Raw genomic sequence first — 26,536 nt, forward strand, 5'->3', positions numbered from 1 at the left:
AGCGAGCCATTTTTATATGCATCTATCAACACTCAGTCGTCCATCTCCCGACCACTCAATAGGCGGCTGATCATCTCCATCGAGAATCCACGATAACTCAGAAAACGTCCCTGTTTCGCACGCTCGCGGACATCAATCGGCAGATGTCCGGCAAACTTGCGCCGCCAAGTGTCTTCCAGTTGTGCCTGCCAACTGATACCGCACTCACGCAAGGCGAGATCGATATCAGCACGTTGCAGGCCACGCTGGCTCAGCTCCTCGCGAATCCGCGCAGGGCCGTAACCAGAACGGGCTCGATAGGAAACAAAACTCTCAAGATAACGGGCTTCCGAAAGCAGTCCCTCTTCCGTCAAACGGTCAAGAGCTGTGTCGATCATCTCGGGAGAAGCGCCGCGCTGACGCAGTTTACGCGTCAGCTCGACTCGACCGTGCTCACGTCGCGCGAGCAGGTCCATTGCAGTGCGCCGAACGGCGACAAGTGTATCCAGTACGACGGTCATCGTTTAGCTCAGATGTCAGCGTCGGCCAGGTCGTCAGCGGTTTCTCTGGTCGAGTTTGCTTTGACATCGGCTGGCGGAGTCAGCAGCTTGTCGCGGATCTGCTTCTCAAGAGTCGCAGCGATATCCGGGTTGTCTGCCAGGAACTTGGCCGAGTTGGCCTTACCCTGACCGATCTTGCTACCGTTGTAGGCATACCATGCACCGGATTTTTCAACGAAGCCGTGCAGCACGCCCAGGTCGATCATTTCGCCGTTCAGGTAGATACCCTTGCCGTAGAGAATCTGGAACTCGGCCTGACGGAACGGCGGAGCCACCTTGTTCTTCACGACTTTGACGCGGGTCTCACTACCGACCACTTCGTCGCCGTCCTTCACCGCGCCAGTACGGCGGATGTCTAGACGGACCGAAGCGTAGAACTTCAGTGCGTTACCACCGGTGGTGGTTTCCGGGCTGCCGAACATCACGCCGATCTTCATCCGAATCTGGTTGATAAAGATCACCAGGCAGTTGGCGTTCTTGATGTTACCGGTGATTTTACGCAGGGCCTGGGACATCAGACGGGCTTGCAGGCCGACGTGCATGTCGCCCATTTCGCCTTCGATCTCAGCTTTTGGTACCAGGGCCGCCACGGAGTCGATAACGATCACGTCGACAGCATTGGAACGCACCAGCATGTCGGTGATTTCCAGGGCCTGCTCACCGGTATCCGGTTGAGATACCAACAGGTCGTCAACGTTGACGCCCAGTTTTCCAGCGTATTCAGGGTCCAGGGCGTGCTCGGCATCGACGAACGCGCAGGTGGCGCCCATCTTTTGCGCCTGGGCAATCACCGACAGCGTCAGAGTGGTTTTACCGGAAGATTCAGGACCGTAGATTTCAACGATACGGCCTTTTGGCAGGCCGCCAATGCCGAGCGCAATGTCCAGACCTAGAGAGCCAGTGGAAATAGCCGGGATCGCCTGACGGTCATGATCGCCCATACGCATTACGGCACCCTTGCCGAATTGACGTTCGATCTGACCCAGGGCCGCAGCCAAGGCTTTCTTCTTGTTGTCGTCCATTAAAGTCCTCACGTAATCAATAAGGCCTGGCGGCCAACACCTGTATAAGTAGACAGTATTGTTCCACAAAGATCCGGGATCGCCTACCCCTGATTTTCTATTTCTACTGCAGCTCGTCGCAACAACCCCTCTAAAGCGGCCTTTACCGTTTGTCGGCGAACCTCATCGCGGTTGCCAGGAAAATGCTGGCACTCGGCCGTGACGTCCTCGCCAACACCCCAGGCCAGCCATACGGTGCCCACCGGTTTGTCCAGCGAACCGCCATCGGGCCCCGCCACGCCGCTGACGGCTACAGCAAAACGCGACAGGCTTTTCTCCTGGGCGCCCTTGACCATGGCCTCAACCACTTCACGGCTGACGGCGCCGACTTTGGGGAACAGTGCTTGCGGCACATTCAGCTGGCGGTTTTTTTGTCGATTGGAGTAGGTGACATACCCCGCTTCGAACCAGGCCGAGCTTCCTGGAATACGCGTGATCGCTTCGGCAATACCGCCGCCGGTGCAGGACTCGGCAGTGGTGACATAGGCATTGAGCACCTGCAAACATCGGCCCAGTTCAGCGGCAAGTTGGGTAATTTCCTTCACGATCGTCTCCAGGAGCGGGCGGGCGAATGCCTACCCTACAGGAGCGTATCGCCCATGCAAGATGCAGACTGGAACAAGATGCTAACGAACGATGGTCCGCCCATAAGCCTGGCAGGCCCGCAGTGCAATCAGTCCGTTATCGCCGGCAGCGGTGCTGCTGATAACTCGTTGAGCATGCGCCGGGGCAAGTCGGGCCGCGGGGCTCCATGAACCACCCCGCCGGGGATGGTGGTGGTAGGCACTGAGCAGCGAACAGTAGTTGTGAAGGTTTTTCGATACGTGTCATCAAGTAGCTTCTTGCAACGATCACTGCTGGTCCGGATGGCGGTTGGGTGGCTCATTCACCCCGATCCGCTTGGCCGCCCAACGCTCATAAAGCCCGATAGCCACGTCCGCACCGGCCATGGCCGTCAGGCAACCAATGGCACCAGCGGTCCAGATCGACATGCCGGCGGCGTACAACAACATCAATGCCGAAACCCCGCAGACCATGCAGGCCCCGGAGCGCAGGGCCAGGCGTCGGACCAGTGCCCAACCGCGGGCGCCTTCTTTATCGGCGCGCCACATTTCTCCGGAAACGCCGCCTATTACCGCCAATACAACGACCAGCCAGATAGGCATTTCCGCTAACACTTGCTGCTCGCTTGTCATGTCACGCCTCCTGGAATGAGTGATACCGGCAGGTCGCCGGTTGTTTGATAAATCGGTGTGCATATGTAGGTAGGCATTACTGAAAAGCCCGGTTACCCGGGCTTTTCAGTAATGCGGTCCTTGGGCGCTACTGGCGCGGTACGGATCTTTCCTGAATGTTTTTCCGACCACGATCCCTGTCTGCCGGATAACTGCTTTTGGTGCTTTACGCTGCACACCCGGGTCAGTTGCCAACCCTCTGAACCGTTAAGGCCGATTCATCGCTGCCTGTTGTAAAACCGTGAAACTAAAGAGCGTCGGCTTCCTTGCCGGTGTTGCCTGGCATCCGTGCCACCGCTCGGTGGCGTCCATGCCGGTATTACGTGCTTTCCCTGTCTTCCTTGGCGGCTTCCTTGCCACCTCCACCAAGCCTTGTTGGCTGGCTTGAGACAAAGAATATGCATGTATGCATATACAGTCAATGCACAAATGCATTTATTTCCAAAATTTAATGCGCAGATGTATTAAGGCCCGCAAGCAAGGGGATTGGCAGTTTTGCGCAGGTGAAAAAAACCCGCTCGGTGGCGGGTTTTGTCTTACAGAAGAGGGTTAACGAGCGTACATGCCCCACCAGAAAACGTGGCCGAGGATGCTGATCTGTTCTTCCTGGATTTCCTGGAAGCTGTAGTCCTCGTCCGGATGCTCGTCGCGATTGAAGCTGCGCAGGCGAATCCCCGAAGGCAAGCGATAGAGCTGTTTGACCCGCAATTGACCGTTGTGATTGATGGCATACAAGTCACCATCAACGATGTCACCAATCCCGCACTTGCCGGCATTGACCCCCACCGTCGCGCCGTCTCGCAACACCGGCAGCATGCTGTTGCCGCGTACCGTCACGCATTTAGCCTGGTCGAACTGCACACCATTGTGGCGCAGGCTGCGTTTGCCAAAACGCAGGCTGGCCTTCTCGCTTTCCTCGATGACGAATCTTCCTGATCCAGCAGCCAATTCAACCTCGCGCAGAAAGGGGATCGACACCTCGTCATCGTTGATGGGGGTATCGTCGTCCCACAGGCTTATGTCCTTGAGTTCCGAATGCATCGGGTCACGCTCGTCTCCCCGCGCAGGCGCCAACGTTGCGCGCCCGCGCAGTTGGTCAGTGCTGACGCGAAAGTACTCGGCGATGCGGGAGATGTGCTTGTCCGACGGGTCAACGATCTTGCCGCTGAGAATCCGTGACAGTGTGGATTGAGGCACGCCAGTACGCCGGTGAAGCTCCGTGGGGGAGATCCCGTCGCGATCCAGCAGCTCTCTTAAGACAATGGAAACGTTGCGTTTTTGCATAAAGCGGATACTGAAGGTAGTTTTGGTGGATGGCAAATGCTATCTAGCATATTTAATGCATAAAAAATGCATTTATACCTGGCCGCTTGTGAACTGCAGACCCCTGACCTTGCGTGTTAACCTTGCGCCCATCGCAAAAAATGCTGGGCCAAGCGCCCCCTTTGCCCCATCACTTTCAACGAACTCGCTAAGTATCCGATGAGTAAAAACACTTCCGACCTGTCCTCCCACACCCCAATGATGCAGCAGTACTGGCGCCTGAAAAACCAGCACCCTGATCAGTTGATGTTCTATCGCATGGGCGATTTCTACGAGATCTTCTACGAAGACGCGAAGAAGGCCGCCAAGTTGCTGGACATTACCCTGACGGCGCGCGGGCAGTCGGCCGGGCAAGCGATTCCGATGTGTGGGATTCCTTACCATGCCGCGGAAGGCTACCTGGCGAAGTTGGTCAAGCTGGGTGAGTCGGTGGTGATCTGTGAGCAGGTCGGCGACCCGGCGACCAGCAAGGGGCCGGTGGATCGTCAGGTGGTGCGCATCATTACACCGGGGACGGTGAGCGATGAGGCGCTGCTGGATGAGCGCCGGGACAACCTGATCGCAGCGGTGCTAGGGGACGAGCGGCTGTTCGGTCTGGCCGTGCTGGATATCACCAGCGGCAACTTCACCGTACTGGAGATCAAGGGCTGGGAAAACCTGCTGGCGGAGTTGGAGCGCGTCAACCCGGTGGAACTGATGATTCCGGATGACTGGCCCAAAGACCTGCCGGCGGAAAAACGCCGTGGGACCAAGCGTCGTGCGCCGTGGGATTTTGAGCGCGACTCAGCATTGAAAAGTCTGTGCCAGCAGTTCTCCGTGCAAGACCTCAAGGGCTTTGGTTGCGAAAACCTGACCCTGGCCATCGGTGCCGCAGGTTGCCTGCTCAGCTATGCCAAGGAAACCCAGCGTACCGCCCTGCCGCACCTGCGCAGGCTGCGCCATGAGCGCCTGGACGAGACCGTTGTGCTCGATGGCGCCAGCCGTCGCAACCTGGAACTGGACACCAACCTGGCCGGTGGTCGTGATAACACGCTGCAATCGGTCGTCGACCGTTGCCAGACCGCCATGGGCAGCCGTCTGCTGACCCGCTGGTTGAACCGTCCGCTGCGGGATTTGACCGTGCTGCAAGCGCGCCAGTCCTCCATTACCTGCCTGCTGGACGGCTATGGTTTTGAAAAGCTGCAACCGCAGCTCAAGGAAATCGGCGATATCGAACGAATCCTGGCACGGATTGGCTTGCGTAACGCCCGCCCTCGTGACTTGGCACGCCTGCGTGACGCCCTTGGCGCCCTGCCTGAGCTGCAAGTGGCGATGACAGACCTGGACGCGCCGCACCTCAGGCAACTGGCCGTGACCACCAGCACTTATCCGGAGCTGGCTGCACTGCTGGAAACCGCCATCAACGACAACCCGCCCGCAGTGATCCGCGACGGTGGAGTGCTGAAAACCGGTTACGACAGCGAGCTGGACGAACTGCAATCGCTAAGCGAAAACGCCGGGCAGTTCCTGATCGACCTGGAAACGCGCGAAAAAGCCCGCACCGGCCTGGCCAATCTGAAGGTCGGCTACAACCGCATCCACGGCTATTTTATCGAGTTGCCCAGCAAACAGGCCGAGCAGGCCCCGGCTGACTATATCCGGCGCCAGACCCTTAAAGGTGCAGAGCGCTTCATCACCCCGGAACTCAAGGCCTTTGAAGACAAGGCGCTGTCGGCCAAGAGCCGCGCCCTGGCCCGGGAAAAGATGCTCTATGAAGCGTTGCTCGAAGACATGATTGGCCGGCTGCCACCGCTGCAGGACACCGCCGCCGCCCTGGCGGAACTGGATGTGCTGAGCAACCTGGCCGAGCGTGCGCTGAACCTAGACCTGAACTGCCCGCGTTTTGTCAGCGAGCCGTGCATGCGCATTGTCCAGGGGCGTCACCCGGTGGTTGAGCAAGTGCTGACCACGCCGTTCGTCGCCAACGACCTGTCGCTGGACGACGATACCCGCATGCTGGTGATCACAGGTCCGAACATGGGCGGTAAATCCACCTACATGCGCCAGACCGCATTGATCGTGTTGCTGGCCCATATCGGCAGCTTCGTGCCGGCGGCCAGTTGCGAGTTGTCTCTGGTAGACCGGATCTTCACCCGGATCGGTTCCAGCGATGACCTGGCCGGTGGCCGTTCGACCTTTATGGTGGAAATGAGCGAAACCGCCAACATCCTGCACAACGCCACCGACCGCAGCCTGGTGCTGATGGACGAAGTGGGGCGCGGCACCAGCACCTTCGACGGCTTGTCCCTGGCGTGGGCAGCGGCCGAGCGGCTGGCACATTTACGGGCTTATACGTTGTTTGCCACCCATTACTTCGAACTGACGGTGCTGCCGGAAAACGAACCACTGGTGGCCAACGTGCACCTCAATGCGACCGAGCACAACGAGCGCATCGTGTTCCTGCACCATGTATTGCCAGGGCCGGCGAGCCAGAGTTACGGCCTGGCGGTAGCTCAACTGGCCGGGGTGCCGAGCGAAGTCATCACCCGTGCCCGCGAGCACTTGAGCCGCCTGGAAGCCGCCGCCCTACCCCACGAGATTGCCGTGGCCAGTCCGACAAAGGCGGCAAACAAGCCTGGGATTCCGCAACAGAGCGACATGTTCGCCAGCCTGCCCCATCCGGTGTTGGATGAGCTGGCAAAGCTTGATCTAGATGACTTGAGTCCGCGAAAAGCACTGGAAATGCTCTATGCACTGAAGACACGGGTCTAACGCAGACGCTTGCAAACTGATAGAATCTCGCGCGGTTTGGGATGCTGCGGGCTTTTAGCCTGGTCTGCAGACTATCGCTCTCAAACCTCGCGAGCCCTGCTGCAAGGGGCTTCGCTGCCGCCGCCTGAGGAGAAAATTAGAAATGACCTTCGTCGTCACCGACAACTGCATCAAATGCAAGTACACCGACTGCGTAGAAGTCTGTCCGGTGGACTGCTTTTACGAAGGCCCGAACTTCCTGGTAATCCACCCGGATGAGTGCATTGACTGCGCCCTGTGTGAACCAGAATGCCCGGCCGTCGCGATTTTCTCCGAGGACGAAGTCCCGGAAAGCATGCAGGAATTTATTCAGTTGAACGTCGAGTTGGCGGAAGTCTGGCCGAACATCACTGAAAAGAAAGAATCCCTGCCCGATGCAGAAGAGTGGGATGGCGTGAAAGGCAAGATCAAAGATCTCGAACGCTGATAGCGTCGCAGCCCCCCAAAAGGCCCCTTGCGGGCCTTTTTGCATTTCAGGAACAGGCTGTTACTTTTCTGCGGGCAAAAAAAAGGGGCGGTTTGACCCGCCCACATTTTTTCCCTAGTCCCTGTGTTCCTTTTCATCATCCTGATGAATCGCATCCTGCGATGTTCCTTGAATCATCATTCCTTGATGACCGTGTCAATCCGTGGACACAGGGCTGATATTAGAGAGTTCCCGATGAAGTTCAACGGTATGCAACCGGCTGAACTACCGGCCAGCCGATCAAGATCAGAATAAATAGTTGTTATTTTTCAACAAGATAAAAACCAAACAAAATCATTAAAGCCATCCATCCCTGGTAAAAAAACCAAACGCTTACGAAAAAGTAAGTGAATGCTTACACCAACAACTATGCAAACTCCACCCAGTGCATGACACAGGCAAGAAAAAGCCCCGACACAGTCGAGGCTTTTTTACCTTCATGTGAATCAGTCGTCGCTGACAGTGATGGTCGGCATCGCTTGGGCGCCTGCTTCCTGCAAGACGATCCGCGCGCCCACGTGCCGGGCCAGTTCCTGATAAACCATGGCGATCGGGCCATCCGGTTCGGCAACCACGGTAGGCTTACCGCCATCGGCCTGCTCACGAATGCCCATGGACAGCGGCAGCGAGGCCAGCAGCTCAACACCATACTGGGTGGCGAGCTTTTCACCGCCGCCTTCACCGAACAGATGTTCGGCATGGCCGCAGTTGGAGCAGATGTGCACCGCCATGTTCTCCACAACGCCGAGCACCGGAATGTTGACCTTGCGGAACATTTCCACGCCTTTCCTGGCATCCAGCAACGCCAGGTCCTGGGGCGTGGTAACGATCACCGAACCGGCAACAGGCACCTTTTGCGCCAGGGTCAGCTGGATATCACCGGTACCCGGCGGCATGTCGACCACCAGGTAGTCCAGGTCGCCCCAGGCGGTCTGCGTGACCAGTTGCAACAGGGCGCCGGACACCATCGGCCCGCGCCAGACCATCGGCGTGTTGTCGTCGGTCAAGAAAGCCATGGACATCACTTCCACACCGTGGGACTCGATCGGCACGAACCACTTCTGGTCCTTGATCTTCGGCCGGGTGCCTTCGGCGATGCCGAACATCACGCCCTGGCTAGGCCCATAGATATCGGCGTCGAGAATCCCCACCCGTGCGCCTTCACGGGCCAGGGCCAGGGCCAGGTTGGCGGCCGTGGTGGATTTGCCCACACCACCCTTGCCGGAAGCCACGGCCACCACGTTCTTGACGTTGGCCAGGCCCGGAATCTGCGCCTGGGCCTTGTGCGGGGCGATCACGCACTGGATATCGACCCTGGCCGTGCGAACACCGTCCATGCCTTCAATAGCCATTTGCAGCATCTGCGCCCAGCCACTCTTGAATAGGCCTGCGGCGTAACCCAGCTCAAGCTGGACCGTGACCTGATCGCCCTGGACGTCGATGGCGCGGACACAGCCGGCGCTGACCGGGTCCTGGTTCAGGTAGGGGTCGGTGTACAGGCGAAGAACGGCTTCCACCGCTGCGCGATTGACGGCGCTCATGAGCTACTCCCGAAAAAGACAGACTAAAACAGGTGGTTATCCTAACCGTTCTACCCCTTGAGCGGGTTGCTTTCGCGGTGATGGAAAACGCTGAAACAACGCCACGGGGTGAAATAAATTGCCCAGCGCTTTATAGTGGCCGACCTCCGTTTCATCAAATAGCCGAGCCCCATGTCCGAGCCACGCAAGATCCTCGTCACCAGCGCCCTGCCCTATGCCAATGGTTCTATCCATCTTGGCCATATGCTTGAGTACATCCAGACCGATATGTGGGTGCGCTTCCAGAAGCATCGCGGTAATGAATGCATTTATGTCTGCGCGGACGACGCCCACGGTTCGGCCATCATGTTGCGCGCCGAGAAGGAAGGCATTACCCCGGAACAACTGATCGCCAATGTGCAGGCTGAACACAGCGCCGACTTTGCCGAGTTCCTGGTGGACTTCGACAACTTCCACTCGACCCACGCCGAAGAAAACCGTGAGTTGTCGAGCCAGATCTACCTGCGGTTGCGGGACGCCGGGCACATTGCCACGCGCTCGATTACCCAGTATTTCGACCCGGAAAAGAAAATGTTCCTGGCCGACCGCTTCATCAAGGGCACCTGCCCGAAGTGCGGCACCGAAGACCAGTACGGCGACAACTGCGAAAAATGTGGCGCCACCTACGCGCCTACCGACCTGAAAGATCCGAAGTCGGCGATCTCTGGCGCCACTCCGGTGCTCAAGGATTCCCAGCACTTCTTCTTCAAGCTCCCGGATTTCCAGCAAATGCTGCAAACCTGGACCCGCAGCGGCACCTTGCAGGACGCCGTGGCCAACAAGATCGCCGAATGGCTGGATGCCGGCCTGCAACAGTGGGACATCTCCCGCGATGCGCCGTACTTCGGTTTCGAAATCCCCGATGAGCCCGGTAAATACTTCTACGTCTGGCTGGACGCACCCATCGGCTACATGGCTAGCTTCAAGAACCTCTGCGCCCGTCGTCCTGAACTGGATTTCGACGCGTTCTGGGGCAAGGACTCCACCGCCGAGCTGTATCACTTCATCGGCAAGGACATCATCAACTTCCACGCCCTGTTCTGGCCGGCGATGCTCGAAGGCTCGGGCTACCGCAAGCCGACCGCCATCAATGTCCACGGCTACCTGACGGTCAACGGCCAGAAGATGTCCAAGTCCCGTGGCACCTTTATCAAGGCACGGACCTACCTGGACCACCTGTCGCCGGAATACCTGCGCTATTACTACGCCTCCAAGCTGGGCCGTGGCGTCGATGACCTGGACCTGAACCTGGAAGACTTCGTACAGAAGGTCAACTCGGACCTGGTGGGCAAGGTTGTCAATATCGCCAGCCGTTGCGCCGGTTTTATCCACAAGGGCAATGCCGGTGTGCTGGTGGCAGAGAATGCCGCACCAGAACTGACCGATGCATTCCTGGCCGCCGCACCGAGCATCGCTGAAGCCTATGAAGCCCGTGACTTTGCCCGCGCCATGCGCGATATCATGGGACTGGCCGACCGCGCCAACGCCTGGATCGCCGACAAGGCGCCGTGGTCGCTGAACAAACAGGAAGGTAAGCAGGCTGAAGTCCAGGCGATCTGCGCCACAGGCGTCAACCTGTTCCGCCAACTGGTGATCTTCCTCAAGCCGGTGCTGCCGTTGCTGGCTGCCGATGCCGAGGCGTTCCTCAACGTCGCGCCGCTGACCTGGAATGACCACGCCACCCTGCTCAGCGACCATCAGCTAAATGAGTTCAAGCCGCTGATGACCCGCATCGATCCGGTCAAGGTCCAGGCCATGTCCGACGCTTCGAAAGAAGACCTTGCGGCCAGCCAGACCGATACCGGCGAGACAGCCCCAAAAGGCAACGGTGAGCTGGCGAAAGATCCGCTGTCGGCAGAGATCGACTTCGACGCCTTTGCCGCCGTCGACCTGCGCGTCGCGCTGATCCTCAAGGCCGAAGCCGTTGAAGGCGCAGACAAGCTGCTGCGCCTAACCCTGGACATCGGTGACGAGCAGCGCAATGTATTCTCCGGAATCAAGAGTGCCTACCCGGACCCGGCCAGGCTGGAAGGTCGCCTGACCATGATGATCGCCAACCTCAAGCCACGGAAAATGCGCTTCGGCATTTCCGAAGGCATGGTGATGGCGGCCGGCCCTGGTGGTGAAGAAATCTACCTGCTCAGCCCGGACAGTGGCGCCAAGCCTGGCCAACGCATCAAGTAAAACCATCTGTGGCGAGCGGGCAAGCCCGCTCGCCACAGGGCTAGTGCCCCCTTCTCGCTTGCCGGATAATCGGATTCTGCTTGCTTAGCCCGGCATGACCATGACCGATATGCTTCTCACCCTTGTCAGCACGGCCCTGATCAGCAACTTCGTGTTGCAGATGCCGCTGGCTGTCGATCCGGTGCTGGCCTCCAGTGCGGATTCACTCAAGCGAGTGCATGCCCTGGGCGTGGCCACGACCGTGCTGATGCTGCTAAGTGGCATTCTGGGCTATCTGCTTGATCACTATCTTTTGCAGCCACTGGCGCTGACATCCCTGCGACTGTTTATTTTTTTACCGGTCACGGTGTTGTTGATCAAGCCGCTGCTGAGCGTGCTATCCCACCAGCTACCCAAGCTGTCGTTCGATGGCCTGTGGCCGTTGCTGCTGGGGAATGCCGGGGTATTGGGCGTGGTGTTGCTGGGTACCGAGGACGATAAAGGCCTGGCGCACATGAGCGCCCTGAGCCTGGGCGCCGGCCTGGGTTTCTGGCTGGTGCTGAGCCTGTTCAATGACCTGCGCCAGCGCATAGTCAGCAACGATATCCCGCTGCCCTTTCGGGGCTTGCCGGTCGAACTGATCAGCGCGGGGCTGATGGCCGTGGCCTTTCTGGGTTTCAACGCAATGATCAAACCATGAGCCTGATCCAACGTATCGACGCTTTGCTGCCGCAGACCCAGTGCGGCAAATGCGGACACCCCGGCTGCAAACCCTACGCCGAAGGCATCGCCCAGGGCGAAGCCATCAACAAGTGCCCGCCAGGTGGACAGGAAACCATCGCAGGGCTGGCGCAGTTGTTAAACGTGGCCGTGCTGGAACTGGACAGTTCCCGAGGCCAAGCGCCGGCGCAGATCGCCTTTATCCGCGAAGCGGAGTGTATCGGCTGCACCAAGTGCATCCAGGCCTGCCCGATAGATGCCATCGTCGGCGCCGCCAAGCTGATGCATACGGTGATCATCGACGAGTGCACCGGCTGCGACCTGTGTGTCGCGCCCTGCCCGGTTGACTGTATCGAAATGCAGCCGCTGCACCTGGCCACGGTACTGCCGGTTGTCGGCGACCTGGCGACCACCGCCGAGGAGCGTCAGGCCCGAAGCACCAAGCGCGACCACACCCGACGCCGCTTCGAACAGCGCAATGCACGCCTGCAGCGCGAAGAAGAGCACAAGCTTGCTGAACGTCTGGCTCGCACCAAACGCCCTGCACCTGTGGATGAAGTGAGCAGCAACCCTGTCCAGGCGGCCATTGAGCGGGTTCGCGCACAAAAAGCCGCGGCGATGGACGCGGCGGTGAAAAAGGCCAAGATCAACCTGGCCATGAGCCGGTCCCAGCTCAACAAGTCCCTGAAAGCCTTTGGTCATCCGCCGACATTTGAGCAGCAGTCGCAACTGATCATCCTGCAGCAGCAATTCGAAGTCGCCGAACAGGAATTGTCCTCGCTCGAAGTCAGTATCCCAGTCGTTGCGGCACCTGCAACGCATAAGGACCCAGACCTCAAGCGCGCCAAAATCCAGTTCGCAATGCGCCGCGCAGAATTGAAAAAGGCCCAGGACAACCACGCCGACGCCCAGCAGCTGGCCGCATTGAGTGCCGCGCTGACGGCCGCCGAACAGGCCTTGCACCACGCAGAGGAAGGCAGCGAACAGCCACGACCCGATTTGCAACGGATCGAAAAGCGCCCTATCGACAGCCAGCTTCGCCAGTTGAAAACCGCTCTGGCCTATGCCCGTGCGGACCTGAGCAAACTGGAGCGCCAACCTGCCACCAGCGAAACCGAGCTGGCGGTCGCCCGGCAACACCTCGACGAAGCCCAACGGCTGGTGGACGCCCATGTCAGCACTTGAAACCGTCGACGACCGCCAGCAACAAGCGATGAAACGCGTGCTGCTGGCAACGGTACCCGGCTTGCTGGTGCTGTTCTGGCTGTACGGCTGGGGGGTGTTGATCAATCTGCTGCTGGCCTGCATTTGTGCGTTGACGGTAGAAGCCGGGGTCCATCGCCTACGCGGTCGCCGCCTCGGCATTCCCGCCAGCGATCTCAGCGGCTTGGTGAGCGCAACCTTGCTGGCCCTGGCGCTACCGCCTTATTGTCCGTGGTGGCTATGTGTAGCGGCTGTGAGCAGTGCATTACTGTTGGGCAAACACGTGTATGGCGCCAGCCAGAACCCTTTCAATCCGGCCATGGTCGGTTATGCGTTGATGCTGGTGGCCTTTCCTCAACCGATGACCCACTGGCCAGCCTCCCAAGGCCTGGACCTGCTGGCCGGCCTGCAACAGGTGTTCGGTATGCAGGGGAATACCCCCGATGCCTGGGCCCAGGCGACGGCGCTGGATGCCCTGCGCATCAATAAAAGCCTGACCATCGACGAGCTGTTCGCCAGCAGCCCGGCCTTCGGCCATATCGCCGGCAAAGGCAGTGAATGGGTGAACCTGGCATTTCTCATTGGAGGGCTTTTTCTGCTGCAGCGAAGGGTGTTCAGTTGGCACGCGCCAGTGGGCATGCTCGCCAGCCTGTTCGTGATCAGCCTGCTGTTCTGGAACGGCTCCGGGTCCGACTCCCATGGTTCGCCGCTGTTTCATCTGTTCTCTGGCGCGACCATGCTCGGGGCATTTTTTATAGTCACCGAGCCGGTATCGGGCGCCAAAAGCCCGCGATCGCGTTTACTTTTTGGTGCCGGCGTGGGGTTGCTGACGCATCTGATTCGTACGTGGGGCGGTTACCCTGATGGTGTGGCGTTTGCCGTGCTGCTGATGAATCTGGCGGTGCCAGCGCTGGAACGCCTGGCGACGCCCAAACCGCAATCGGTGGACGTATGAAGTCCGCCAGAGGACTCTTGATCGTGCTGTTGGTCGCCGTGACGGGGGCAGCCCTGACCCTGGCCGTGCAGCAACTGACCTCCAGTCGCATCGCCTCGCAGCAACGCGAGCTGCAAAGCCGAGTCTTTCTGGACGCCTTGCCCATCTCAAGTTACGACAACCAGCCACTGGAGCATCCGCTGGCAGTGAAGCCATTGGTACTGAACAACAGCCAACTGCTCAATGGATACCTCGCCACCTTGTCAGGGCAACCCAGCGCCGTGTTGCTGCGTTCTCAAACCACCGGCTACGGCGGTAGCATCGAACTGTTGATCGTCATCGCCAGCAACGGGAAACTGCTGGGAGTGAAAACCCTGAAACAGTCGGAAACCCCAAGCCTGGGTGGACATATCTCTGAGGCCGGGAATCCCTGGCTTTCGGCGTTCCAGGGACTTTCGCGCAGCAACCCGCAGGATTCGTCCTGGGCCTTGAAGAAAGACAACGGGCAACTCGATCAAATGGCCGGCGCAACCATTACCTCCCGCGCAGTGATCAACGCGGTCCACGATGCCTTGCGTTACTTTGATGAACATCGTCAGCACCTGCTGGAGGTACCTGCCCGTGACTAAATCTGGCGGTCTGGCCGGCTCATTGATGCTTGCGCCGCTGATAGGTGTCAGCGACACACTGCCCAAGGCTCTGAGCTTCTGGGTGCTGGCGGTGTTGATTGTGACAATGTACGGCTTGAGCATGGGGTTGGTGCGAAACCGCCTGAATGGCCGACTGCAACTGATCGCTAGTTCATTGCTGGCCGCGACCTGGGTCAGTTGCGTGCAGTTGGCCTTGCAGGCCTTTGCATTGAGCCTGTCTCGGGACCTGGGCATTTACCTGGCACTGATCAGCGTTCAGTGTGTGCTGCTTGAGTCCACCGGCTTTTTCCAGACCGACCAGGTCAAGGCGCACCTTCAACTGTTCGGCATATTTGGCCTGCTGCTGGCAGCCCTGGGCTTATTACGCCCTTTATTGGGTGGCAGCTCCTTCGCCACACTCGCACCGGGAGGGTTTATCCTGCTCGGATTGCTGCTCGCCGGGTGGCAGGCCTGGGGCCAACACTCAAAACCACATTGACCGTTTGCAAGGAACCGCTCGCCCCATGAATGCTGCAAAACGCCTGGAAATTTTTCGTCGATTTCACGAAGACAATCCAGAACCGAAAACCGAACTGGCCTACTCCTCGCCGTTCGAGTTGCTGATTGCCGTGATTTTGTCGGCGCAGTCAACGGATGTCGGCGTCAATAAGGCCACCGCCAAATTGTTTCCAGTGGCTAACACCCCGGCAGCCATCTACGCCCTTGGGGTTGAAGGATTGTCCGAGTACATCAAGACCATCGGTCTGTACAACAGCAAGGCGAAAAACGTCATAGAGACCTGCCGCATGCTGGTGGAGCTTCACGCCAGTGAAGTGCCGCAAACCCGCGAAGCCCTCGAAGCCCTGCCAGGAGTGGGACGCAAGACCGCCAACGTTGTGCTCAACACGGCGTTTCGCCAACTGACTATGGCGGTGGACACCCATATCTTCCGCGTCAGCAACCGCACCGGGTTGGCACCCGGAAAGAATGTGGTGGAGGTAGAGAAACAGCTGATGAAGTTTATACCCAAGCCTTACTTGCTCGATTCCCACCACTGGTTGATTCTCCATGGGCGCTATGTCTGCCAAGCCCGCAAGCCCCGCTGCGGCAGCTGCCGTATCGAGGATCTGTGCGAATACAAGGAAAAGACTTCCGACGATTGAGTAACTATTACCTTTATTGATCAGTCGATTGAAAAAATCTTTTTTACCCGGTCGACGTTTATCGTTATAAGGAGCGCCAACGGCAGTCTTAGCCTGGAGTTAACCTTATGAGCACTGGCAAGGAACAACTGGATGCAGAAGACGACTTTGTTGCCGCGGAATCTGATGAGGCAACGGAAGCGCCGCTAGAAGTGGCCAAGACCAATCTGAGCAAACGCCGCACCATCGATAACCTATTGGAAGAGCGACGCTTGCGAAAGCAACTGGCTGATTACGATTTCGATCTCTAATTACGACAGGTCATGAGCAGAAGCCTCCCTTGCGGAGGCTTTTTTCTCCCGTTTGCAGGCCCGGGGCTTTGCGTCTGCTAGACCAGGCCGTTGCGTTGAGCCAACTCGATCAGGTCAACCAGGGACCGCGCATTGAGCTTCAGTAACAAGCGCGTTTTGTAGGTACTCACGGTTTTGTTACTCAGGAACACTCCATCGGCGATCTCCTTGTTGGTCTTGCCCCGGGCCAGTTGCTGCAGCACCATCATTTCCCGCCCGGAAAGACGCTCGACCATCTGCGCCTCACTGGCGCTACCCAACGTGGATCGCACGGAGTTGAGTGCCTGGTTGGGAAAATAGCTGTAGCCAGACAGCACGGCCTTGATAGCGCTCAAGAGCTCGGTCAGATCCTGCTGTTTACACACGTAGCCCGCAGCGCCTGCCTGCATGCAACGCATGGAGAAGTGGCCTGGGGCCTGAGATGTCAGCACCAGCACCTTGAAGGGCTGAGCCTGTTTAGTGGAGGACAATCTGCAAATAACGTCCAGACCATCAAGTTTGGGAATACCAATATCAAGTATGACGATGTCAGGCATATGCTCGCGGGCAAGTTGCAAAGCATCGACACCGTTGTCGGTCTCGGCGACGACCTCATAACCATGACGTTCCATTAGCATACGTACAGCAAGACGAATGACGGGATGATCATCCACGATCAGCACTTTATTCATGGGCAAGTCCAATTTCGCTGTTCGAGTTATTTAGAGCCCGCACAATAGCCTAGTCGTTTCATCCTTGGCATAGCTCTCCCCCCCAAGCAACAGCAATCAGAGACCCACCCCACAAGGAGATAGGATTTAGCCTACAAAAAAACGTCAGCAAGGGTGTATCGCATGTTATTTGGCCTTTCAGAACATTCCGTAGGCAAACATATTTTGAGTGAAATACTCCTACGCAAAGGGGTTCAGCGTAACCATACCGCACACGAGTTCCAGGCAATGCCCCTTGCTTGCCTTTAACCTTACGCTGCTGACGCGCAGAGCATTAACGTTGCAAATGCTCTCAAGAGAAGTTAGCCGTTAATACCCCTGTAGATCTGACGTATAAGCCAATACCACACACCTATTAATTTTTCCGACATCATGAAGAAGACATCTAAACTTCAATACCTCAATATTTCCTACAGCAAGCCAGGCGAACTAAACGTAGCGACACATAGACAGAGTTGCCAAACCAGTATTTAAAAATAAAACCGATGCGACGCACTGGCTCCTCTCTATCAATAAAACACGATAAACAAAGTTCAGACTCCCAATAATTTTCAGTAAAAAAAAGGCCCCTTAAACAAGGGACCTTTTCACAACAGCTCAAATATTTCAGAACAACTTACGGCCCTTGTTGGCTGCAATGCGCATGCGCAGTGCATTGAGCTTGATGAAGCCGGCCGCGTCTGCCTGATTGTAGGCGCCGCCATCTTCTTCAAAAGTGGCGATATTGGCATCGAACAGCGACTCGTCCGACTTGCGCCCGGTGACGATGACGTTACCCTTGTACAGTTTCAGGCGCACAACACCGCTCACGTGGGCCTGGGAAGCGTCGATCATCTGTTGCAGCATCAGACGCTCAGGGCTCCACCAGTAGCCGGTGTAGATCAGGCTGGCGTACTTGGGCATCAACTCGTCTTTGAGGTGAGCGACTTCACGGTCCAGGGTGATGGACTCGATGGCGCGGTGAGCACGCAGCATGATGGTGCCGCCCGGGGTTTCGTAGCAGCCACGGGACTTCATGCCCACGTAACGGTTCTCGACGATGTCCAGACGGCCAATACCGTGTTCGCCACCGATACGGTTCAAGGTCGCCAATACGGTGGCCGGGGTCATTTCGACGCCGTCCAGCGCGACGATGTCGCCGTTGCGGTAGGTCAGCTCCAGGTACTGTGCAGTGTCAGGCGCGTTCTCCGGGGAGACAGTCCATTTCCACATGTCTTCTTCGTGCTCGGTCCAGGTGTCTTCCAGCACGCCGCCTTCATAGGAGATGTGCAGCAAGTTGGCGTCCATCGAGTACGGGGACTTCTTCTTGCCGTGGCGCTCGATCGGAATGTTGTGCTTTTCAGCGTAGTCCATCAGCTTTTCACGAGACAGCAGGTCCCATTCGCGCCAAGGGGCAATCACTTTCACACCAGGCTTCAACGCATAGGCGCCCAGTTCGAAACGCACCTGGTCGTTGCCCTTGCCGGTGGCGCCATGGGAAATGGCGTCAGCGCCGGTTTCGTTGGCGATTTCGATCAGGCGCTTGGCAATCAGCGGACGTGCAATGGAGGTACCCAGCAGGTACTCGCCTTCATAGACGGTGTTGGCGCGAAACATCGGGAAGACGAAATCGCGGACGAACTCTTCGCGCAGGTCGTCAATGTAGATCTCTTTCACGCCCATGGCTTGCGCCTTGGCACGTGCAGGTTCGACCTCTTCGCCCTGACCCAGGTCAGCGGTGAAGGTCACCACTTCACAGTTATAAGTATCCTGCAGCCACTTGAGGATCACCGAAGTGTCCAGGCCGCCGGAATACGCGAGAACGACCTTGTTTACGTCGGCCATGCCATCACTCCACGGGTTTTACGGAAAGGCGTCGATTCTACCGATCAAAACCGTGAATTTACAGGGGCGCGACAGCAAATGAAGATAAAGCGACAGATTCTGTCGGGCGAGCGACTAATAGCCGCACCTCAGGAGGTGGTGGCGGCGCTACTCGGGGCCTTCGCCTGGGGCGTCGGCTTCTCGGGAGCCGGCACCCGCTCCAGATGAATATTGACCCGGCGATTCTTCGCCCGGTTGCCTGGATTGGTGTTCGGTGCCAGCGGGTAACGTTCACCGTGAAAACGCAGGACAATCTGCGATTCAGGGATACCGTTGGCCTTGAGAAAGTCCATCACCGCCAGGCCGCGACGCCTTGAAAGGTCACGATTGGTCAGGCGATTGCCGCTGTTGTCCGAGTGGCCGTCCAACTCGATATGATTGACGGTCGGATCGGCCTTGATGAATTCCAGCATCACCAACAGCTTGGCCTTGGCAGCGGCGTCCAGATCGATGCCACCACCGGGAAAACCTACCTCGGCCTGTTTGACCTGCTCGAAATTCATCGGCAGCAGTTTCGCGGTACACAACTGGTAGTCGCTGTAGGCTTTGTTGAACTTCACCGGCAATAGACGTATTTCGGAGTAACCCCCATCGCGGCCGTAGTGGCGTACCGTCGGGCTGCGGCCATCGAGCAAGCCATTGAACAAACGCCCGGCCTGGGCTTGGGAGCTGTTGAACAGCACATCACCGCTACCGGCACGCACTGCTCCCAGATTGATATCACCGCGCCCCGGCTGCCACGGCGCTGCTGCCGCTAATAGTGTCGCGGAACCTGCGCCCAGGGAGCCGTTATAGGCTTTCAGGCGAAATGTTGCCTGCTCGCCCGCACGGCGCACGAACTCGCCAGAACCAAAATCGCTGATCGGCTGGCTCAAGCGACACTCGAATTTGTCGCCTTCTACCTTCCACTCAATATTCTCCAGACGGGTCTGGAACGTGAGGGCCATCGCGGGCAAGCTGGCGAACACACTGAGCAGGGCTAGATAATGCTGGCGCACGGGAGGCTCCATTGGTTTCTACAACACATCAAGGCGTCATACATCGTTAAGGCATACCCAGGGATATCGGTCGCATCCTGCAAAACTTGATAGCGAGTGCCTGCAAGAGTCTTTTCCGGTAGCATTCCCACCAGATTGACCCGCCTGGAATCCCCAATGTCCGACCGCCTGACCCTGCTGCGTCCCGACGACTGGCATATTCATCTTCGCGATGGTGCAGCGTTGCCCCAAACCGTGGCCGATGTAGCGCGTACGTTTGGCCGCGCCATCATCATGCCTAACCTGGTACCTCCGGTGCGTAACGCCGCGGAAGCCGACGCCTATCGCCAGCGCATTCTCGCTGCACGACCGGCCGGTAGCCGCTTCGAACCGTTGATGGTGCTGTACCTGACCGACCGTACCCAGCCCGAAGAAATTCGCGAGGCCAAGGCCTGCGGCTTTGTCCACGCCGCCAAGCTGTACCCGGCCGGCGCAACCACCAACTCAGATTCTGGCGTGACCAGCATAGATAAGATCCTGCCGGCTATCGAAGCCATGGCCGAGGTCGGCATGCCGTTGCTGATCCACGGCGAAGTCACCCGTGGTGATGTCGACGTATTCGATCGCGAGAAGATCTTTATCGACGAGCATATGCGTCGCGTGGTCGAGCTGTTCCCGACTCTCAAAGTCGTGTTCGAACACATCACCACCGCTGATGCCGTGCAGTTCGTCACCGAGGCCTCGGCCAACGTCGGTGCGACCATCACCGCGCATCACTTGCTGTACAACCGCAACCACATGCTGGTGGGCGGGATTCGGCCGCACTTCTACTGCCTGCCGATCCTCAAGCGAAACACCCATCAGGTCGCACTGCTCGATGCCGCCACCAGTGGCAGCGAGAAGTTCTTCCTCGGCACAGATTCCGCGCCCCACGCCCAGCACGCCAAGGAAGCGGCGTGTGGTTGTGCCGGCTGCTACACCGCCTATGCCGCAATCGAGCTGTACGCCGAGGCGTTCGAGCAACGCAACGCCCTGGACAAGCTTGAAGGTTTCGCCAGCCTCAATGGCCCGCGCTTCTACGGGCTGCCGGCGAATACCGACCGCATTACCCTGGTTCGTGAAGACTGGACCGCCCCAACCAGCCTGCCATTTGGCGAGCTGACCGTAATCCCGCTGCGCGCCGGTGAAACACTGCGCTGGCGCCTGCTGGAGGAACACCCGTGAGTGAAGACCATTTCGACGACGACCAGGAACACGGTGGTGGTGGTTCCCGTCACCCGATGGCCGAGCGTTTCCGTGGCTACCTGCCAGTGGTCATTGATGTAGAAACCGGCGGTTTCAACTGCGCCACCGACGCCTTGCTGGAAATTGCTGCCGTCACCATTGGCATGGATGAACAGGGTTTCGTGTTTCCGGAACACACCCACTTCTTTCGCGTCGAACCGTTCGAAGGCGCCAACATCGAGGCGGCCGCCCTGGAGTTCACCGGGATCAAGCTCGATCATCCGCTGCGCATGGCCGTCAGCGAAGAAACCGCGCTGACCGATATTTTTCGCGGTGTACGCAAGGCATTGAAGGCCAATGGCTGCAAACGCGCCATCCTCGTAGGCCACAACAGCAGCTTCGACTTGGGCTTCCTCAACGCCGCCGTGACGCGCCTGGACATGAAACGCAACCCGTTTCATCCGTTCTCCAGTTTCGACACCGCAACGTTGGCAGGTCTGGCCTATGGCCAAACCGTGCTGGCAAAAGCCTGCCAGGCCGCCGGTATCGACTTCGACGGCCGTGAAGCCCACTCGGCCCGCTACGACACCGAGAAGACCGCCGACCTGTTCTGCGGCATCGTCAACCGCTGGAAACAGATGGGTGGGTGGGAAGACTTCAACGACTGAGGTTAAATCCCGCGCATAAAAAAACCGGCCCTATCAGGCCGGTTTTTTTTGCCGCTAACGTGGCGATTACAGCTTGTTAGCGTTCTCGGTCAGGTAAGCAGCAACGCCTTCTGGCGAAGCGTTCATGCCCTTGTCGCCTTTTTTCCAGTTGGCAGGGCAGACTTCACCGTGCTCTTCGTGAAATTGCAGCGCGTCAACCAGGCGGATCAGCTCTTCCATGTTACGGCCCAGCGGCAGGTCGTTGATGATCTGCGAGCGGACAACGCCCTTGTCGTCTATCAGGAACGCACCACGGAACGCTACGCCGCCTTCGGACTCAACGTCGTAGGCCTTGGCGATGTCGTGCTTCATGTCGGCAGCCATGGTGTATTTGACTTTGCCGATGCCGCCATCATTGATGGCAGTGTTGCGCCAGGCGTTGTGGGTAAAATGGGAGTCGATGGAAACGGCTACCACTTCAACATTACGCGCCTTGAAATCGTCCATGCGGTGATCCAGAGCGATCAGCTCCGATGGGCAGACGAAGGTGAAGTCCAGCGGATAGAAGAACACCAGGCCGTATTTGCCTTTGATGGCTTCAGACAGCTTGAAGCTGTCAACGATTTCGCCATTGCCGAGGACGGCAGGTACATCGAAATCCGGGGCCGGTTTGCCGACGAGTACGCTCATTGGATATCTCCTGATGCAGTGCTGATAAAAGCATGATTGAAGTAAAAAAGGACCCGCTCCAGTCTGCCTTGGGTAAACGACAGGACTGTGACGCGATCACGCTTCGTGAAGACCGACCATCATACACGGCCACTTTGAGCTGTCCTTAGTGGATTTTCCAAATCCCCTGCGCGGGCAGAATGATGGCAAAACGCCCTGCGCACAAACCGTTCATCGGTAAGGGAGCGCTCTAGCCAGGAGCTGATAGAAACTATTTTGACAATCATTCTCGTTAACATTAAGATCTATCGCACTTAAGCCTCAAACCCGCGATGGTTCTCCCTTATGTATGTCTGCCTCTGCACTGGCGTCACCGACGGACAAATCCGCGAAGCAATCTACGAAGGTTGCTGCAGCTACAAAGAAGTGCGTGAAACCACCGGCGTTGCTAGCCAATGCGGCAAATGTGCCTGCCTGGCCAAGCAAGTGGTACGGGAAACCCTGACGAAGCTGCAAAGCGCCCAGGCTGCGATCCCCTACTCTGCAGAATTTACACACGCATAATTGGCGTGTTTTAAAGAACCGGACTTAGTGTCCGGTTTTTTTATGCCCGCAATTCAATCAGTTACCGTCAAGACGCGGAACAAAAACATTCTTATTCCGATTAATTTTCATATATTATTCAATAACTTAGGTTTGACAGTAATCATTGCGCCGCTCAAACTCCTGCCTATATACAGCGAATATAGGGCAGGACCCCATCATGAAAGGCGACGTTACAGTCATCCAGCATCTCAACAAAATTCTTGCCAATGAACTGGTCGCGATCAATCAGTACTTCCTGCATGCGCGCATGTATGAAGATTGGGGCCTGGAAAAACTGGGCAAGCACGAGTACAAAGAATCGATCCAAGCCATGAAGGACGCGGACAAACTGATCAAGCGCATCCTGTTCCTGGAAGGCCTGCCGAACGTCCAGGACCTGGGCAAGCTGCACATCGGTGAGCACTCCCAGGAAATGATTACCTGTGACCTGAACTTCGAGCGCAAGAGCCACACCAACCTGAAGGCCGCCATCGCTCATTGCGAAACCAAGGGCGACTTCGGCAGCCGCGAGTTGCTGGAAGATATCCTTGAAGACCAGGAAGAGCACATCGACTGGCTGGAAACCCAAGTCGGCCTGATCGACAAAGTAACGATCGAGAATTATCTGCAATCGCAGATGGGTGAATAACCCAAGGATCGAGCTTGCTCGCGAAGAGCGTTAACGATAACGCAGCGCATCTGGTGTTTCGCGGTGCCTATAAATTCTTCGCGAGCAAGCTCGCTCCCACAAGTTAGCCACTAAAAAGCCCCGCTCTCTTATGGAGAAGCGGGGCTTTTTTATTGCCGGCGCCTAAAACAAATCAGGCTTCGGTCTTGTTTGCAGCAGCCGCTTCAACAGCCGCCTTGATAGTGGTCTGCAACGAACCGTCAGCCGCCATCTCGGTCATGATATCGCTACCGCCGACCAGCTCACCGCCGACCCACAGCTGCGGGAAGGTTGGCCAGTTGGCGTACTTCGGCAGGTTGGCGCGGATTTCCGGGTTCTGCAGGATATCCACGTAAGCAAACTTCTCACCGCAAGCCATCACGGACTGGGCGGCCTTCGCGGAAAAGCCACACTGGGGGGCATTCGGCGAACCTTTCATGTAAAGCAGAACCGTGTTGCTGGCAATCTGCTCTTTAATCGTTTCGATGATATCCATGGAGCACCTCGGCTGGAACTTTGCGACTCACGGGTCGGCACGGTGGCGCATTGTAACGCAAAGCCTGGCGTGGTGCTCGGACTCCCCGACGGACAAGTCACCACCCCACCTCCACTGTCACGCCGCAACCACCTGCACCGGCACGCCGTTCAACGCCGCATTGCCCGACAGCTCATCCAACTGCCGCTCATCCGTCAGGTCATTGGCGCTCGCCCCTGGCTGCCCGCTGGCGATGGTCATCTGTACCCCGGGGCGACCATGCCCCCAACCGTGAGGCAAGCTGACCACACCCGCCATCATGTCCAGGCTGGCCACTACTTCCACTTCAATCATGCCAATGCGCGAACTCACGCGAACCCGCTGACCGTCACTCAACTGGCGGCTGGCAAGGTCATCGGGATGCATCAGCAACTGATGCCTAGGCTTGCCCTTCACCAAGCGATGGTAGTTATGCATCCACGAATTATTACTGCGCACGTGACGACGACCAATCAGCAGTAACTCATCAACCGCAGGCAGTGGCTGCGCGGCAAAGCGCACCAGGTCCGCGAGAATCACCGCTGGCGCCGCCTGTACCCGGAGATTGGCCGTTTTCAGTCGAGCAGCCAGGTTGGCTTTCAGCGGCCCCAGGTCAAGGCCATGGGGATGATCGGCCAACGCCGCTACCGACAACTTGTGGCTGGAAGTATCACCGTAGGCACCGGCCCTCAGGCCGAAGTCGATCATCTGCGACGGCGCCATGGTCGGCTTGAGTACGTTGCCGGTTTTCGCTGCAAACGCCTGGGCCAAGCCAACAAAGATTTCCCAATCATGCAGCGCGCCCTCGGGCTTGGGCAAAATCGCGCGATTGAACCGCGTGACATTGCGCACCGCGAACATATTGAAAGTGGTGTCGTAATGATCGTTTTCCAGGGCCGAGGTGGACGGCAGGATCAGGTCGGCATAGCGCGTGGTTTCGTTGATATAGAAGTCGATGCTGACCATGAACTCAAGACCATCCAAGGCCTGCTCCAGTTGCCGCCCGTTGGGTGTGGACAACACCGGATTGCCCGCTACCGTTACCAGGGCGCGGATTTGCCCTTCGCCTTCGGTGAGTATTTCTTCAGCCAGTGCCGACACCGGCAACTCGCCGCTGTACTCCGGACGCCCGGAAACGCGACTCTGCCAGCGATTAAAATGCCCGCCAGAGGTCGCCGCCACCAGGTCCACCGCAGGTTCGGTGCACAACGCACCACCTACGCGGTCAAGATTGCCGGTAACCAGGTTGATCAACTGCACGAGCCAATGGCACAACGTGCCGAACGCTTGGGTCGAGACGCCCATGCGGCCATAACAGACGGCCTTGTCCGCTGCCGCAAAATCCCGCGCCAGCTGACGAATCTGCTCGGCCGGCACCGCGCACGGGCGGCTCATCGCCTCGGCCGTGAAGCCTGAAATGGCGCGACGCACTTCATCCAGCCCGTCTATCGGCAGGTGGCTGTCACGGGTCAGGTTCTCGGCAAACAGCGTATTGAGCAGCCCGAACAACAACGCCGCATCGCCACCGGGACGAACGAACAGATGCTGGTCAGCCATCGCCGCTGTCTCGCTGCGGCGCGGGTCGACCACCACCACTTTACCGCCATGGGCCTGGATGGCTTTCAGGCGCTTTTCCACATCTGGCACGGTCATGATGCTGCCGTTGGACGCCAACGGGTTACCGCCGAGGATCAGCATGAAATCGGTGTGATCGATGTCTGGAATCGGCAGCAACAAACCATGGCCGTACATCAGGTGACTGGTCAGGTGATGAGGCAACTGGTCCACCGAGGTGGCGGAAAAGCGGTTGCGTGTCTTCAACTGGCCAAGGAAATAGTTGCTGTGGGTCATCAAGCCATAGTTATGCACGCTGGGATTACCCTGGTACACCGCGACCGCATTTTGCCCGTGACGGGCCTGAATCCCCGCCAGCCGCTCGGCCACCAGGGCGAAGGCCTCATCCCAGGGGATCGGCTGCCATTCGCTACCGACCCGCAGCATCGGTTGATGCAAGCGGTCCGGATCGTTCTGGATATCTTGCAGGGCCACAGCCTTGGGGCAGATATGACCGCGACTGAAACTGTCCAGTGGGTCGCCCTTGATTGAGGTGATGGTCATGCTGCCATCTTCTCCCTGAGTGGTTTCCAGGGTCAGGCCGCAGATGGCTTCGCACAGATGGCAGGCACGGTGATGGAGAGTCTTGGTCATAGCCAGTCTCTTTTATTGGGGGCAGCGTCGTCGAGGTGAGCGCTTTGGCTAAAAATATGGCCCGCCACTGACAACGGCGCCAGCAACGTTCGTCGCGTGAATCGAAGGGCATCAGGCCAGGCCATGGCGAAGCATTAGAAAACGTTTCAAAAACGTCCGACATATCCCTCTTCAGCCACTTAAACCGACGCAGCCTGGCCCGCGCCCGCCTTCGCGCATTGCAAAGTTGCGCGACGCCAGTGTACAAATGACCCGCTGCTGTCAGGAAACAGGCTTCAAAAGCGCTATCCCCGCTCCTTTGAACACCCCTAAAAACCGTAGCCTATTGGTAAGGCGC

The 26,536-nt window shown here is 57.9% G+C and carries 26 protein-coding genes and 1 pseudogene; 14 read left to right on the plus strand and 13 right to left on the minus strand.

What is annotated here, in order from left to right; all coding sequences use genetic code 11:
* Positions 1-32: 32 nt before the first annotated feature.
* The 6 genes and pseudogenes from recX to AAEZ06_RS00120 all read right to left on the minus strand — a co-directional run bounded on the left by recX (position 33) and on the right by AAEZ06_RS00120 (position 4,119).
* Positions 33-500 (minus strand): recombination regulator RecX, encoded by a 468-nt coding sequence (gene recX / locus AAEZ06_RS00095; protein ID WP_149411896.1) that lies wholly within the window; start codon positions 498-500, stop codon positions 33-35.
* Between the two features lie 8 nt (positions 501-508).
* On the minus strand, positions 509-1,561 hold the full coding sequence (gene recA / locus AAEZ06_RS00100; RefSeq protein ID WP_149411895.1) for a recombinase RecA: 1,053 nt from the start codon (positions 1,559-1,561) through the stop codon (positions 509-511).
* Positions 1,562-1,644: 83 nt separating this feature from the next.
* Positions 1,645-2,145, minus strand: coding sequence for a CinA family protein (locus tag AAEZ06_RS00105; RefSeq protein ID WP_149411894.1), 501 nt, complete (start codon positions 2,143-2,145; stop codon positions 1,645-1,647).
* An 81-nt stretch (positions 2,146-2,226) separates the two neighbouring features.
* Positions 2,227-2,393, minus strand: a pseudogene (locus AAEZ06_RS00110) (lysis protein); the annotation flags it as partial.
* Between the two features lie 58 nt (positions 2,394-2,451).
* Entirely contained in the window at positions 2,452-2,796 is a 345-nt protein-coding gene (locus AAEZ06_RS00115; RefSeq protein WP_149411893.1) for a phage holin family protein, read from the minus strand.
* Between the two features lie 588 nt (positions 2,797-3,384).
* Positions 3,385-4,119 carry a LexA family transcriptional regulator gene (locus AAEZ06_RS00120; RefSeq protein WP_149411892.1) on the minus strand — a complete coding sequence of 245 codons (735 nt, stop codon included), beginning with the start codon at positions 4,117-4,119 and terminating at the stop codon, positions 3,385-3,387.
* Positions 4,120-4,317: 198 nt separating this feature from the next.
* Between AAEZ06_RS00120 and mutS the strand changes: the two genes are divergently transcribed.
* Both mutS and fdxA read left to right on the plus strand, forming a co-directional pair.
* On the plus strand, positions 4,318-6,909 hold the full coding sequence (gene mutS, locus AAEZ06_RS00125) for a DNA mismatch repair protein MutS (RefSeq protein ID WP_350612367.1): 2,592 nt from the start codon (positions 4,318-4,320) through the stop codon (positions 6,907-6,909).
* 142 nt (positions 6,910-7,051) lie between these two features.
* A complete protein-coding gene (gene fdxA / locus AAEZ06_RS00130) occupies positions 7,052-7,375 on the plus strand; it encodes a ferredoxin FdxA (RefSeq protein ID WP_149411816.1) in 324 nt (107 codons plus the stop codon).
* A 485-nt stretch (positions 7,376-7,860) separates the two neighbouring features.
* Here fdxA and apbC read toward each other — a convergent pair whose 3' ends face one another.
* Positions 7,861-8,955: an iron-sulfur cluster carrier protein ApbC gene (gene apbC, locus AAEZ06_RS00135; protein ID WP_149411814.1), complete on the minus strand. Its 1,095-nt coding sequence runs from the start codon at positions 8,953-8,955 to the stop codon at positions 7,861-7,863.
* Positions 8,956-9,126: 171 nt separating this feature from the next.
* On the opposite strand from apbC, the gene metG reads away from it, so the two are divergent.
* From metG to AAEZ06_RS00175, 8 genes are all read left to right on the plus strand, one after another.
* Positions 9,127-11,178 carry a methionine--tRNA ligase gene (metG, locus tag AAEZ06_RS00140; protein WP_350612370.1) on the plus strand — a complete coding sequence of 684 codons (2,052 nt, stop codon included), beginning with the start codon at positions 9,127-9,129 and terminating at the stop codon, positions 11,176-11,178.
* Positions 11,179-11,278: 100 nt separating this feature from the next.
* On the plus strand, positions 11,279-11,857 hold the full coding sequence (locus tag AAEZ06_RS00145; protein WP_149411812.1) for an Rnf-Nqr domain containing protein: 579 nt from the start codon (positions 11,279-11,281) through the stop codon (positions 11,855-11,857).
* Positions 11,854-13,062: an electron transport complex subunit RsxB gene (gene rsxB / locus AAEZ06_RS00150; protein WP_149411811.1), complete on the plus strand. Its 1,209-nt coding sequence runs from the start codon at positions 11,854-11,856 to the stop codon at positions 13,060-13,062. The genes AAEZ06_RS00145 and rsxB overlap by 4 nt, the downstream gene beginning before the upstream one ends.
* Positions 13,049-14,035 carry an RnfABCDGE type electron transport complex subunit D gene (locus tag AAEZ06_RS00155; protein WP_149411810.1) on the plus strand — a complete coding sequence of 329 codons (987 nt, stop codon included), beginning with the start codon at positions 13,049-13,051 and terminating at the stop codon, positions 14,033-14,035. The genes rsxB and AAEZ06_RS00155 overlap by 14 nt, the downstream gene beginning before the upstream one ends.
* Positions 14,032-14,643: an RnfABCDGE type electron transport complex subunit G gene (locus tag AAEZ06_RS00160; RefSeq protein WP_149411809.1), complete on the plus strand. Its 612-nt coding sequence runs from the start codon at positions 14,032-14,034 to the stop codon at positions 14,641-14,643. Before AAEZ06_RS00155 ends, AAEZ06_RS00160 begins: the two co-directional genes overlap by 4 nt.
* Positions 14,636-15,142 (plus strand): Rnf-Nqr domain containing protein, encoded by a 507-nt coding sequence (locus AAEZ06_RS00165; protein ID WP_256666153.1) that lies wholly within the window; start codon positions 14,636-14,638, stop codon positions 15,140-15,142. The genes AAEZ06_RS00160 and AAEZ06_RS00165 overlap by 8 nt, the downstream gene beginning before the upstream one ends.
* 25 nt (positions 15,143-15,167) lie before the next feature.
* Complete coding sequence (gene nth, locus AAEZ06_RS00170; protein ID WP_149411807.1) at positions 15,168-15,806, plus strand: endonuclease III; 639 nt, start codon at positions 15,168-15,170, stop codon at positions 15,804-15,806.
* A gap of 107 nt (positions 15,807-15,913) precedes the next feature.
* Entirely contained in the window at positions 15,914-16,096 is a 183-nt protein-coding gene (locus AAEZ06_RS00175; RefSeq protein ID WP_149411806.1) for a PA3496 family putative envelope integrity protein, read from the plus strand.
* 77 nt (positions 16,097-16,173) lie between these two features.
* Here AAEZ06_RS00175 and AAEZ06_RS00180 read toward each other — a convergent pair whose 3' ends face one another.
* The 3 genes from AAEZ06_RS00180 to AAEZ06_RS00190 all read right to left on the minus strand — a co-directional run bounded on the left by AAEZ06_RS00180 (position 16,174) and on the right by AAEZ06_RS00190 (position 19,706).
* Positions 16,174-16,806 carry a response regulator transcription factor gene (locus tag AAEZ06_RS00180; RefSeq protein WP_149411805.1) on the minus strand — a complete coding sequence of 211 codons (633 nt, stop codon included), beginning with the start codon at positions 16,804-16,806 and terminating at the stop codon, positions 16,174-16,176.
* A 645-nt stretch (positions 16,807-17,451) separates the two neighbouring features.
* Positions 17,452-18,669, minus strand: coding sequence for an argininosuccinate synthase (locus AAEZ06_RS00185; RefSeq protein ID WP_133099687.1), 1,218 nt, complete (start codon positions 18,667-18,669; stop codon positions 17,452-17,454).
* 128 nt (positions 18,670-18,797) lie between these two features.
* Positions 18,798-19,706 (minus strand): flagellar protein MotY, encoded by a 909-nt coding sequence (locus AAEZ06_RS00190; protein ID WP_350612375.1) that lies wholly within the window; start codon positions 19,704-19,706, stop codon positions 18,798-18,800.
* Positions 19,707-19,862: 156 nt separating this feature from the next.
* Here AAEZ06_RS00190 and pyrC point away from each other — a divergent pair, with 156 nt between their 5' ends.
* Together pyrC and rnt are read left to right on the plus strand one after the other, a co-directional pair.
* Complete coding sequence (pyrC, locus tag AAEZ06_RS00195) at positions 19,863-20,909, plus strand: dihydroorotase (protein ID WP_149411054.1); 1,047 nt, start codon at positions 19,863-19,865, stop codon at positions 20,907-20,909.
* Positions 20,906-21,577: a ribonuclease T gene (rnt, locus tag AAEZ06_RS00200; RefSeq protein WP_149411053.1), complete on the plus strand. Its 672-nt coding sequence runs from the start codon at positions 20,906-20,908 to the stop codon at positions 21,575-21,577. The genes pyrC and rnt overlap by 4 nt, the downstream gene beginning before the upstream one ends.
* A gap of 66 nt (positions 21,578-21,643) precedes the next feature.
* Here the strand turns inward: rnt and AAEZ06_RS00205 are convergent, their stop codons facing one another.
* A complete protein-coding gene (locus AAEZ06_RS00205; protein WP_350612377.1) occupies positions 21,644-22,246 on the minus strand; it encodes a peroxiredoxin in 603 nt (200 codons plus the stop codon).
* Positions 22,247-22,570: 324 nt separating this feature from the next.
* On the opposite strand from AAEZ06_RS00205, the gene AAEZ06_RS00210 reads away from it, so the two are divergent.
* Complete coding sequence (locus AAEZ06_RS00210; protein WP_133099692.1) at positions 22,571-22,789, plus strand: bacterioferritin-associated ferredoxin; 219 nt, start codon at positions 22,571-22,573, stop codon at positions 22,787-22,789.
* Between the two features lie 199 nt (positions 22,790-22,988).
* A complete protein-coding gene (gene bfr, locus AAEZ06_RS00215; protein ID WP_149411052.1) occupies positions 22,989-23,459 on the plus strand; it encodes a bacterioferritin in 471 nt (156 codons plus the stop codon).
* A 172-nt stretch (positions 23,460-23,631) separates the two neighbouring features.
* Here bfr and grxD read toward each other — a convergent pair whose 3' ends face one another.
* Together grxD and AAEZ06_RS00225 are read right to left on the minus strand one after the other, a co-directional pair.
* Entirely contained in the window at positions 23,632-23,973 is a 342-nt protein-coding gene (grxD, locus tag AAEZ06_RS00220; RefSeq protein WP_133099694.1) for a Grx4 family monothiol glutaredoxin, read from the minus strand.
* 117 nt (positions 23,974-24,090) lie between these two features.
* Positions 24,091-26,199, minus strand: coding sequence for a molybdopterin oxidoreductase family protein (locus AAEZ06_RS00225; protein WP_350612380.1), 2,109 nt, complete (start codon positions 26,197-26,199; stop codon positions 24,091-24,093).
* Between the last annotated feature and the right edge of the window lie 337 nt (positions 26,200-26,536).

The organism is Pseudomonas sp. HY7a-MNA-CIBAN-0227 (assembly GCF_040310325.1).
GTDB lineage: Bacteria > Pseudomonadota > Gammaproteobacteria > Pseudomonadales > Pseudomonadaceae > Aquipseudomonas.

Coding starts and splice junctions, on each gene's coding strand:
- recX (WP_149411896.1), bottom strand. CDS start 500: ATGACCGTCGTACTGGATACACTTGTCGCCGTTCGGCGCACTGCAATG.
- recA (WP_149411895.1), bottom strand. CDS start 1,561: ATGGACGACAACAAGAAGAAAGCCTTGGCTGCGGCCCTGGGTCAGATC.
- AAEZ06_RS00115 (WP_149411893.1), bottom strand. CDS start 2,796: ATGACAAGCGAGCAGCAAGTGTTAGCGGAAATGCCTATCTGGCTGGTC.
- AAEZ06_RS00120 (WP_149411892.1), bottom strand. CDS start 4,119: ATGCAAAAACGCAACGTTTCCATTGTCTTAAGAGAGCTGCTGGATCGC.
- mutS (WP_350612367.1), top strand. CDS start 4,318: ATGAGTAAAAACACTTCCGACCTGTCCTCCCACACCCCAATGATGCAG.
- fdxA (WP_149411816.1), top strand. CDS start 7,052: ATGACCTTCGTCGTCACCGACAACTGCATCAAATGCAAGTACACCGAC.
- apbC (WP_149411814.1), bottom strand. CDS start 8,955: ATGAGCGCCGTCAATCGCGCAGCGGTGGAAGCCGTTCTTCGCCTGTAC.
- metG (WP_350612370.1), top strand. CDS start 9,127: ATGTCCGAGCCACGCAAGATCCTCGTCACCAGCGCCCTGCCCTATGCC.
- AAEZ06_RS00145 (WP_149411812.1), top strand. CDS start 11,279: ATGACCGATATGCTTCTCACCCTTGTCAGCACGGCCCTGATCAGCAAC.
- rsxB (WP_149411811.1), top strand. CDS start 11,854: ATGAGCCTGATCCAACGTATCGACGCTTTGCTGCCGCAGACCCAGTGC.
- AAEZ06_RS00155 (WP_149411810.1), top strand. CDS start 13,049: ATGTCAGCACTTGAAACCGTCGACGACCGCCAGCAACAAGCGATGAAA.
- AAEZ06_RS00160 (WP_149411809.1), top strand. CDS start 14,032: ATGAAGTCCGCCAGAGGACTCTTGATCGTGCTGTTGGTCGCCGTGACG.
- nth (WP_149411807.1), top strand. CDS start 15,168: ATGAATGCTGCAAAACGCCTGGAAATTTTTCGTCGATTTCACGAAGAC.
- AAEZ06_RS00175 (WP_149411806.1), top strand. CDS start 15,914: ATGAGCACTGGCAAGGAACAACTGGATGCAGAAGACGACTTTGTTGCC.
- AAEZ06_RS00180 (WP_149411805.1), bottom strand. CDS start 16,806: ATGAATAAAGTGCTGATCGTGGATGATCATCCCGTCATTCGTCTTGCT.
- AAEZ06_RS00185 (WP_133099687.1), bottom strand. CDS start 18,669: ATGGCCGACGTAAACAAGGTCGTTCTCGCGTATTCCGGCGGCCTGGAC.
- pyrC (WP_149411054.1), top strand. CDS start 19,863: ATGTCCGACCGCCTGACCCTGCTGCGTCCCGACGACTGGCATATTCAT.
- AAEZ06_RS00205 (WP_350612377.1), bottom strand. CDS start 22,246: ATGAGCGTACTCGTCGGCAAACCGGCCCCGGATTTCGATGTACCTGCC.
- AAEZ06_RS00210 (WP_133099692.1), top strand. CDS start 22,571: ATGTATGTCTGCCTCTGCACTGGCGTCACCGACGGACAAATCCGCGAA.
- bfr (WP_149411052.1), top strand. CDS start 22,989: ATGAAAGGCGACGTTACAGTCATCCAGCATCTCAACAAAATTCTTGCC.
- grxD (WP_133099694.1), bottom strand. CDS start 23,973: ATGGATATCATCGAAACGATTAAAGAGCAGATTGCCAGCAACACGGTT.
- AAEZ06_RS00225 (WP_350612380.1), bottom strand. CDS start 26,199: ATGACCAAGACTCTCCATCACCGTGCCTGCCATCTGTGCGAAGCCATC.